The organism is Streptomyces boncukensis (assembly GCF_011045075.1).
Classification (GTDB): Bacteria; Actinomycetota; Actinomycetes; order Streptomycetales; family Streptomycetaceae; genus Streptomyces; species Streptomyces boncukensis.
In genome coordinates, this window is sequence record NZ_JAAKZZ010000294.1 from 1 (window position 1) to 9,425 (window position 9,425).

Consider the following 9,425-nt stretch of genomic DNA (forward strand, 5'->3'; position numbering starts at 1 on the left):
CCCCGACACCCCCCACCGGTCCCACGCGCCCCGGCGCCGCCGGCCGCTGCTCGCCCTGGCAGCGCTGACCGGGATGCTGGCCGTGCTGGCCGTGCTCCTCCCCGCCTCCGCCGCGTCCGCGCTGCCCGCCAAGGCCGGCGCAGCGCCCGCCTGCGCCGCCGCCTGGACCTCCGGCGCCACCTACACCCAGGGCGACACCGTCTCGCACGGCGGCCACAACTGGCGCGCCAAGTGGTGGACCCAGGGCGAGACGCCCGGCGCCACGGGGCAGTGGGGCGTGTGGGAGGACCAGGGCGCCTGCGGCTCCGACGGCGGCGACCCGGACCCCTCGGACTTCCTGGTGAGCCAGGCGCAGTTCGACCAGATGTTCCCGAACCGGCAGCCCTTCTACACCTACCAGGGCCTGGTCGACGCGCTGGACGCCTACCCGGACTTCACCACCACCGGCAGCGAGACCGTGCAGAAGCGGGAGGCCGCCGCGTTCCTCGCCAACATCAGCCACGAGACCGGCGGGCTCGTCCACATCGTCGAGCAGAACGAGGACAACTACCCGCACTACTGCGACGACCAGCAGCCGTACGGCTGCCCCGCGGGCAACGCCGCCTACTACGGGCGCGGCCCCATCCAGCTCAGCTGGAACTTCAACTACAAGGCCGCCGGGGACGCGCTCGGCATCGACCTGCTCAACAACCCCTGGCTGGTGGAGCGGGACCCGGCCGTCTCCTGGAAGACCGCGCTGTGGTACTGGAACACCCAGACCGGCCCCGGCACCGTGACCGGCCACCAGGCCATCGTCGACGGGCACGGCTTCGGCGAGTCGATCCGCAGCATCAACGGCGCCCTGGAGTGCGACGGCGGCAACCCGTCCCAGGTGCAGAGCCGCATCGACCGCTACCAGCAGTTCGTGCAGATCCTCGGCACGACTCCGGGCGACAACCTGCGCTGCTGACCTGATCCTGTCCGGCGGACCGGCGCCGGAAGGGGGCCGCCCCCCGAGGTGCGCCGCGGGGGGCGGTGGGACGATGAGGCCGTGATGATCCCTCGTCGCCTCGGCGCGCCCGCCGGTGCCCTCGCAGCCCTGCTCGCCGCGCTCACCGCGTGCGGCGGCTCCGGGGAGCCGGACCAGCGCGCTTCCCGCTCCCCCTCGCCGGCCGTCAGCACGCCCGCCGAGAGCCGCGCCCCGGCGCCCGGCAAGGGTGCCAAGGACCCGGACGACCTCAACGGCGACGGGTACCGCGACCTCGTCGTGCCGGTCGGCACCGGGGACCCGGGCAACGGGGGCGAGCAGCCCGAGGAGCGGCTCGGCGTGGTGTACGGCTCGGCCAAGGGCCCCGACCCCGTCACCCGCACCGTCCACGACCGGGACGGCCTCGGGCTGCCGGAGAGCCTGCGCCGGGCCGGGCAGTCCGGCGACTTCTCCGCCGACCGCGCGCTCACCGCCGACCTGGACGGCGACGGCTTCGCCGACGTCGTCACCCCGGTGGCGCGGGAGGAGGCGAAGGACAGCCGCGTCGCCACGGCCCGCCGGGTCCCGTACGTCACCTGGGGCGGCCCGCGCGGGCCGCGGACCGGCACCGCGGCGAAGGCGACCCCGGTGCGGCTGCCGGCCGGGACCGGGGCGCTGGGCGTGGAGTCCCTGGTGCGGGGCGACTTCGACGGCGACGGCCACCACGACCTGGCAGGACTCGCGCAGAACCACTCGTCCGTCGTGCTGCTCTACGGACCGTTCAGCCGCGCGGGCGCGCCGGCCCGCACCGACACCAGCCTGCCGTGGCGGGACGGCACCCTCCACGCGGACGCCATCGACCCGTCCGGCGCGCCGCGCGCGACCTCGCTGCTGGTGCACCTGGTCAGCGACGGCGAGCAGTCCGGCAACCTGCTCTTCAGGGCCCGCCGGGGAGCGGGCCCCGGGCCGTCCGGCACCGAGCTGCGGCGCGGAAACGCCCACGCCTTCGGCGACTTCGACGGCGACGGGCGGCGCGATGTGGCCATCGGCGACGACGGCAGCCGCAACGACGAGCCGGGCCACGAGACGGAGTCCCCCGACATCGGCGGCTCGCTCACCGTCTACCCCGGCAAGGGCGGCGAGCCCGCCACCCGCCGGCTCCCCCGGGCGGCGCGCAAGGGCGACAGCGACTACGGCCCCGGCGGCTTCGCGGCCGCCGACCCGGACGGCGACGGCCGCGACGGCATCCTGGTCGCCACCTACGAGGGGGCCACCCTCCTGGACGGCGACCGGCGCACCGAGGTGCTGCGCGAGGGCCCGGCGCGCGCGAACAGCCGCAAGACGCCCGCGAAATGGCGGCACGCCCGGCCCGCCGGAGCCGCCGACTTCGACGGCGACGGCAAGGACGAGCTGATCCTGCACTGGGGGGCCGGGACGCTGTTCGGGCTGTACGGCGAGCACCCCACGCACTGGTGGATCACCGAGGGGACCACCTCCCGCGACCGGGCCGCGTTCGCCACCACCCGGTTCGCGGACCGGTCGTGAAGGGCCCCGGGACGCGTCAGCCCTTGCGTGCGACGGCGCCGTACATCGCGATGTCCCGGTCGTCCACCCGCTCGTCGTCCGGGCCGGGCCGCCAGTGGTGCACCTGCACCACCCCGGGCTCCACCAGGTCCAGGCCGTCGAAGAACGCGGCCGCCTCCGCCTGGGTGCGCAGGCACATCGGCATCCCGGACCGCTCGTACTCCTCGGCCACCTGCCCGACCGCCTCCGGGGCGAAGTCGGCCGTGCCGATGGTCGCGGCGAGGTAGCTGCCCGCGGGCAGCGGATCCAGCAGCCTGCGCACCAGCCCGTGGTCGTCGTCGGACGGGTGGATGAAGTGCAGCATGCCGATGACCAGCAGGGCGACCGGCTCGTCCAGGCTCAGCGTCTCCTGGAACGCGGGCGAGGCGAGGACCGCGTCGGGGTCGCGCATGTCGGCGTCGATATAGGTGGTGCGGCCCTGCGGGGTGCTGTGCAGCAGCGCCTGCGCGTAGGTGAGCACGATGGGGTCGTTGTCCACGTAGACGATACGCGCGTCGGGCGCGGCCTCCTGGACCACCTCGTGGAGGTTCGGGCTGGTGGGCAGGCCGGTACCGATGTCCAGGAACTGCCGGATGCCCTTCTCGCGGGCCAGGAAGCGGCCCACGCGGTGCATGAAGGCCCGGTTCGCCCGCATATGGACGGGGAGCGCGGGCCACACCTCCACCATGGCGTCGCCCGCGGCCCGGTCCACCTCGTAGTGGCTCTTGCCGCGCAGAATGTAGTCGTAGATGCGCGCGGAGTGCGCCTCTCCGGTGTTGATCTCCTCGGGCGTGTATCCCGTGTCCCTCATCGCCAACCCCTACGCTCAGTGGATCTCTACCCAACACCCTAGGTGCAACCTGCACTTGTGTCGCGGCGGGGCTGTTACCTGGTGCAGACCTATTGTCGCCGCCCGCCTCCGGGTCCACGCTCGTCAGCAGACCGCCGCACGAGAAAAGGAGTCCGCGATGCGACACGGTGACATCTCCTCCAGCCCGGACACCGTCGGCGTCGCCGTCGTCAACTACAAGATGCCCCGCCTGCACACCACGGAGGAGGTGCGGGCGAACGCCCACCGGATCGCCGAGATGGTGGAGGGCATGAAGACCGGCCTGCCCGGCATGGACCTCGTCGTCTTCCCGGAGTACTCGACGCACGGCATCATGTACGACCCGGACGAGATGCTGGCCACGGCGTCCCGCGTCCCGGGCGAGGAGACCGAGATCTTCGCCGGGGCCTGCCGCCGGGCACGCACCTGGGGCGTCTTCTCGCTCACCGGCGAGCGGCACGAGGACCACCCGCACAAGCCCCCGTACAACACGCTGGTGCTGATCAACGACGCGGGCGAGATCGTCCAGAAGTACCGCAAGATCCTCCCGTGGTGCCCGATCGAGGGCTGGTACCCGGGGGACGCCACGCTGGTGACCGAGGGCCCCAAGGGCATGCAGATCTCGCTGATCATCTGCGACGACGGCAACTATCCGGAGATCTGGCGGGACTGCGCGATGAAGGGCGCCGAGCTGATCGTCCGCTGCCAGGGCTATATGTACCCGGCCAAGGACCAGCAGGTGCTGATGGCCCGCGCGATGGCGTGGGCGAACAACTGCTATGTGGCGGTGGCCAACGCCGCGGGGTTCGACGGCGTGTACTCCTACTTCGGGCACTCCTCGGTCATCGGCTTCGACGGCCGCACGCTGGGCGAGACCGGCGAGGAGGAGTACGGCATCCAGTACGCCCAGCTGTCCGTGTCCGCGATCCGCGACGCACGCGCCCACGACCAGTCCCAGAACCACCTCTACAAGCTGCTGCACCGCGGCTACTCCGGCGTCCGGGACGCCGGGGAGGGGGACGCGGGCGTGGCGGAGTGCCCCTTCGACTTCTACCGGCTGTGGGTAACCGACCCGCAGAAGGCAGCGGAGCGGTCCGAGGAGCTGACGGTCCGGGGCCCCGGCAGCGGCAGCAGCAACGGCGGCAGCGGCAGCGGCACGGGCTGACCGGGTACGCCGCGGCGGGCTGCGCCCCTTGCGGGGCGCGCCCGGGGCGTGGAGGCTGAGGGCCGGCTCCGGAGCGGTACCTGCGAAAGGAACAGTCTGCCGTGATCGTCGTCGCTGGCGAAGCCCTGATCGACCTCGTGCCGCAGCGCGCGGGCGACCCGCTGTCCCCGCTGCGCCCCGTACGCGGCGGCGGCCCGTACAACACCGCGCTGGCGCTCGCCCGGCTCGGGAGCCCGGCGGCGTTCTGCTCCCGGGTCTCCACGGACGCCTTCGGCACCTCGCTGCTGGAGCGGCTGGAGGCGGAGAAGGTCGACACCGACCTGGTGCAGCGAGGGCCGGAGCCGACCACGCTGGCGGTCGCCGCGCCCGGCCCGGACGGCTCCGCCGCCTACTCCTTCTACGCCGAGGGCACCGCGGACCGCCTCTTCGGCCTCCCCGCCCACCTCCCCGCGGACACCCGGGCCCTCTCGCTGGGCACCTGCTCGCTGGTGCTGGAGCCCGGCGCGAGCGCGTACGAGGAACTCATGCGCAGGGGCGCGGCCGAGGGGCTCTTCATCGCCCTCGACCCGAATATCCGGACGGGCATCATCCCCGCGCCGGACGCGTACCGCGCCCGCTTCCTCGGCTGGCTGCCGCACGTCTCGCTGCTGAAGCTCAGCGAGGAGGACGCGGAGTGGCTCGCCGAGGGCGCGGACCGGGTCCCCGCTGCGGTGCGGGACTGGCTCGCCGCCGGGCCGGAGGCCGTCGTCGTGACCCGGGGCGGGGAGGGGCTGACGGTCTTCACGCACCGGGGCGCGCACTCCGTGCCGGGTGAGCGGGTGGAGGTCGTGGACACCATCGGCGCCGGGGACACCGTCAACGCCGCGCTGCTGCACGCGCTCGGCGAGCGGGGCCTGCTGGAGCGCGGGGCGCTGGACGGCGTCGGCGGGGAGGGGTGGCGCGACGTGCTCGGGTTCGCCGCGCGGGCCGCGGCCGTCACCTGTTCCCGCCCCGGCGCGGAACCCCCGCACCTCTCGGAGCTGAGCTGAGAGGTTCCGTACGGCCGCCGGTTGCGGCTTCGCCGCGGGGTGCGCGCAACGCAAGGGCCCCGAAGGGGGCGGGGAACTGCGCGCGCAACCACCGCATACCCGCAGTCTGCGACGCACCCACAGGGGCGCCCCTGAGCAGCGGCGGCGTAGAGGCTGCCCCTGACCGCGCATCGCCGAGTGCGGCTGTTCTACGGCCGGGCGCACAGTTCCCCGCGCCCCTTCGGGGCGCCCTCTCAGGTCCCCCTCAGGTCCCCGCTGTGCCGCGCAGTTCCTCCACGGCCAGCCGGGCCGAGGCGCCGATCACCGCGTCGGCCCGCGGCAGGACGCTGTCGGCGCGCGCCGCCTGGGTGAACACGACGGCGGTGTACGCGCTGCCGTCGGCCAGCTCCACGACCCCGGCCTCGTGGCGCATCGCGCCGAACGTCCCGGTCTTGCCCGACACCTTCACGTCGTCGTACGGGAACCCGGCGGCGAGCCGGTGCCGCCACGGCTGCCGGCCCATGACCTCGCGCATGAAGGCGCAGCTGTCGGGCGAGGCCACCGTGCCCGTCCAGATGGCCCGCAGCAGCCGGGCCATGTCGGCGGGCGAGGCGGACGCCTTGGACACGGGGTCGTAGACGGCCGAGGGCACCGTGGCGTCGTTGTCGGCCATCCGCTCCATCGCGGCGCCCAGCGACTCGGCCCCCGTCTCCTTCACCAGCCGGGCCAGCGTGGTGGCGACGCCGCCGAAGATGTGGGTGTCCCGCATCCCCGTGTCCCGGCACACCGCGTCGACCGCCGGACCGCCGACCCGCTGGAGCACCGCGTCGGCCGCTGTGTTGTCGGAGACGCTCATCATGAGGGCCACCAGGTCGCGCAGCGACACGGTCACGGGGTCGCGGAGGATGGAGATGCCGGTCGGTCCCGGCATCCGGTCCGCTGGGCCCAGCGTCACCGGCCGGCGCGGGTCGAGCGCGCCGGCGTCCACCAGGCGGCAGAACGCGGCCATCACCGGCACCTTGTAGACGGACCCCACGGGGACCGGCTCGGCGGGGTCGAGGGTCACACACGCCTCGGGACGGTGCAGCTCGGCGACGTGCAGCCAGCCGCGCACGCCCGCGTCGGCGAACATCTCCCGCAGCGCGCGCTGCACGCCGCCCTCCCGCCGGGCCCCGCTCATGAGGCCGCCTGCCCGGTGAGGGCTTCCACCAGGGTCTGGGCGGTACGTGCGATGCCGTCGGCGTCGGGGCGCCGCGCGTCCCACACCACGCGCAGCCGCAGCGGCAGCGGCGGATCGGTCGCAGGGGCGCGCTCGACGCCGTCGGCGCTCAGCGCGGCGTCGGCCGTGACCAGCACCGCCTGCCCCGCCGCCACCAGGGCGAGCCCGGCGCGCTCGTCGGAGACGACGACGGTCTCCACCCGGCGGCCCCGGCTGGCCAGCGTGTCCACGAACAGGTCGTACGCCGCGGGCGCCTCCTCGCGCGGGCGCACCGCGACGGGCAGCCGGGGGCTCCCGTGCAGCGCGATGTGCCGCTCGGCGGGCGAGAGGAGCCAGGTCGGAAAGAGCACCACCCGGCCGGCGGCCAGCCCGTGCAGCACCGCGGGGTGCCGGACGACGGCGAGGTCGAGCCGTCCCGCGGCGAGCTCGGACAGCAGGGTGGCGGTCGGCGCGGTCGCCACCCCTATCCGGCCGCCCTCGCCCGCCCGGCCCGGCGCCGCCGCCACCGCGCCCGCGACCGGCGGCGGCACCTCGGGCGCCAAGCCGAGCCGCAGTCTGCGCCCCTCGGCCCGCTCGCGCGCCCCGGCCTCCCGCAGCCCGGTGAGCGCGGCGAGTGCGCGGCGGGCGTGCGGCAGCAGCAGAGCCCCCTCGTCGGTGAGGGTCACCCCACGGCTGCGGTCGAACAGCCGTACCCCGAGCAGCGCCTCCAGCCGCCGCAGCCCCTGCGACAGCGGCGGCTGGGTGATCCCCACCCGCTGGGCCGCGGCGCCGAAGTGCTCCTCCTCGGCCAGCGCGACAAAGATTTCCAGATGCCGTTCGGTCAGCAAGGTCCCCCCTGACATGCACGGATATGGAGAACGAATCACCGCGACGCCGAGAGTGTATTCGACATGCCGACGGGCTGCGGGCTTCACTGACGACGCACCGCGCACCACCAGAGGAGGACGCCGTGTCGCACCCGGAACCGCCGGAACCGCCGGCAGACGCCCCCCGCCCGCTGCTCACCCCCCGGCGCTCGCACAGGCGGCGGACGGCCGGCATCGCGGCCGCCCTGCTCGTACTGGCCGGCGGCGGCTGGGGCGGCTACCAGCTGCTCGCGTCCGACGACGGGCCCGACCCGCAGGTCACCGCCGCGCAGGACCATCTCAAGCTGTTCCTGCGCGGCTGGCAGCAGGGCGACGCGCGAAAGGCCGCCTCGTACACCGACTCCCCGCAGGAGGCCGAGTCGCTCCTGAAATCGGTCACGACGAACCTGAAGCCGTCCTCGACCCGGACCACCGTCGGGGACGGTGAGCGGAAGGACGACCGGAACGTACGCGTCCGCTTCACCGTCCGGATGCGGATACCCGGGGTGGGCGGCTACGGCTGGGACTCCGAGGCGGGGATGCGGAAGCGGTCCGACGGCTGGACCGTGAAGTTCACGACGCCGACCGTGCACCCGAAGCTGCGCCCGGGACAGACCCTCGCGCTCACCACCACCGGTTCCCGGGCGAAGATCCTCGACAAGGACGGCGGCGAGCTGGAGGCCGCCTCGCTCGTCGGCTCCGTGGACAGCGCGAGCGGCAAGGGCACCTCCGGCCTCCAGGCCCGCTACGACAAGCGGCTCTCGGGCGGCAAGGGGCCGCGGAAGGCCGTGGCCGTCACCGACCGCACCACCGGCAAGGCCGTCAAGGCGCTGTCCGCCGTACGGCGCGCCAAGGGGCGCCCGGTGCGCACCACGATCGACCCGCGTGTGCAGCGGGCCGCCGCCGAGGCGCTGTCCGGGGTGAAGAAGAACGCGGCGCTCGTCGCCGTCGACCCGCGCAACGGCCGTATCCTCGCCGCCGCCAACCGCCCCGGCGGTATGAACCGGGCGCTGCAGGGCCGCTATCCGCCGGGCTCCACCTTCAAGGTCGTCACCGCCGCGGCGCTGCTGGACACGGGCCTGAGCCCGTCCGACCCCGCCCCCTGCCCGAAGTTCGCCCGGGTCAACGGCCAGCGGTTCGAGAACCAGGACCAGTTCACGCTGCCGAAGGGGACGGTGTTCAAGGAGTCCTTCGCCGAGTCCTGCAACACCTTCTTCGTCGGCGCCCGCTCCCGGCTCGGCGACTCCGCCCTGCGGAAGACGGCCCAGACGTTCGGCATCGGCGGCGAGTGGGACGTGGGCGCCGCCACCTACGACGGCGCCGTCCCCGACAACACCAGCGACAACGACAAGGCCGCCGCCACCATCGGGCAGGGCCGCGTCCAGGCGTCACCGCTGGTGATGGCGTCCCTCGCCGCCACCGTCAAGAACGGGAGCTTCCAGCAGCCGGTGCTGGTGCCGGACAGTGTGCGCAAGAAGCACCGGGCGCCCCGGAAGCCGGCCGGGAACGTGGTGCGCGACCTGCGCGGCATGATGCGCGCGGTGGTGACCTCGGGCTCCGGCCACGCACTCAAGGGCCTGCCCGGCACGCCGCACGCCAAGACCGGCACCGCCGAGTTCGGCGACGACAATCCGCCGAACACCCACGCCTGGATGATCGGCTACCAGGGCGGCGACAACCTCGCCTGGGCGGTGCTGCTGGAGGACGGCGGCTCCGGAGGCTCGGACGCCGGGCCGGTGGCGGCCCGCTTCCTGAAGAAGCTCGGATGACCCGTACAACCAGGCACCCCGCACCCGAGGAGACGAGGACGACCGTGCAGCACCGCACCACCCGCACCACCCGCGACGCCCC

The 9,425-nt window shown here is 74.3% G+C and carries 8 protein-coding genes; 5 read left to right on the forward strand and 3 right to left on the reverse strand.

Annotated elements, in window-relative coordinates:
• Positions 1 to 46: 46 nt before the first annotated feature.
• Together G5C65_RS24035 and G5C65_RS24040 are read left to right on the forward strand one after the other, a co-directional pair.
• Complete coding sequence (locus G5C65_RS24035; RefSeq protein ID WP_420903356.1) at positions 47 to 949, forward strand: glycoside hydrolase family 19 protein; 903 nt, start codon at positions 47 to 49, stop codon at positions 947 to 949.
• 84 nt (positions 950 to 1,033) lie between these two features.
• Positions 1,034 to 2,491, forward strand: coding sequence for an FG-GAP repeat domain-containing protein (locus tag G5C65_RS24040; protein WP_165301002.1), 1,458 nt, complete (start codon positions 1,034 to 1,036; stop codon positions 2,489 to 2,491).
• Between the two features lie 16 nt (positions 2,492 to 2,507).
• Here the strand turns inward: G5C65_RS24040 and G5C65_RS24045 are convergent, their stop codons facing one another.
• Positions 2,508 to 3,320, reverse strand: coding sequence for an SAM-dependent methyltransferase (locus G5C65_RS24045; RefSeq protein ID WP_165301003.1), 813 nt, complete (start codon positions 3,318 to 3,320; stop codon positions 2,508 to 2,510).
• Positions 3,321 to 3,477: 157 nt separating this feature from the next.
• Between G5C65_RS24045 and G5C65_RS24050 the strand changes: the two genes are divergently transcribed.
• Together G5C65_RS24050 and G5C65_RS24055 are read left to right on the forward strand one after the other, a co-directional pair.
• Complete coding sequence (locus G5C65_RS24050; RefSeq protein ID WP_165301004.1) at positions 3,478 to 4,503, forward strand: aliphatic amidase; 1,026 nt, start codon at positions 3,478 to 3,480, stop codon at positions 4,501 to 4,503.
• 101 nt (positions 4,504 to 4,604) lie between these two features.
• Complete coding sequence (locus tag G5C65_RS24055) at positions 4,605 to 5,531, forward strand: PfkB family carbohydrate kinase (protein ID WP_165301005.1); 927 nt, start codon at positions 4,605 to 4,607, stop codon at positions 5,529 to 5,531.
• A 244-nt stretch (positions 5,532 to 5,775) separates the two neighbouring features.
• Here the strand turns inward: G5C65_RS24055 and G5C65_RS24060 are convergent, their stop codons facing one another.
• Both G5C65_RS24060 and G5C65_RS24065 read right to left on the reverse strand, forming a co-directional pair.
• Entirely contained in the window at positions 5,776 to 6,690 is a 915-nt protein-coding gene (locus G5C65_RS24060; protein ID WP_165301006.1) for a serine hydrolase, read from the reverse strand.
• Positions 6,687 to 7,556, reverse strand: a complete 870-nt coding sequence (locus G5C65_RS24065) for a LysR family transcriptional regulator (RefSeq protein ID WP_165301007.1) — start codon at positions 7,554 to 7,556, stop codon at positions 6,687 to 6,689. Before G5C65_RS24065 ends, G5C65_RS24060 begins: the two co-directional genes overlap by 4 nt.
• A 122-nt stretch (positions 7,557 to 7,678) precedes the next feature.
• Here G5C65_RS24065 and G5C65_RS24070 point away from each other — a divergent pair, with 122 nt between their 5' ends.
• Positions 7,679 to 9,343 carry a penicillin-binding transpeptidase domain-containing protein gene (locus G5C65_RS24070; RefSeq protein ID WP_338146617.1) on the forward strand — a complete coding sequence of 555 codons (1,665 nt, stop codon included), beginning with the start codon at positions 7,679 to 7,681 and terminating at the stop codon, positions 9,341 to 9,343.
• Positions 9,344 to 9,425: the final 82 nt, after the last annotated feature.

Bases quoted from the DNA above. Each gene is read 5' to 3' on its own strand.
- G5C65_RS24060 (WP_165301006.1), bottom strand. From the start codon at position 6,690: ATGAGCGGGGCCCGGCGGGAGGGCGGCGTGCAGCGCGCGCTGCGGGAG.
- G5C65_RS24050 (WP_165301004.1), top strand. From the start codon at position 3,478: ATGCGACACGGTGACATCTCCTCCAGCCCGGACACCGTCGGCGTCGCC.
- G5C65_RS24040 (WP_165301002.1), top strand. From the start codon at position 1,034: ATGATCCCTCGTCGCCTCGGCGCGCCCGCCGGTGCCCTCGCAGCCCTG.
- G5C65_RS24045 (WP_165301003.1), bottom strand. From the start codon at position 3,320: ATGAGGGACACGGGATACACGCCCGAGGAGATCAACACCGGAGAGGCG.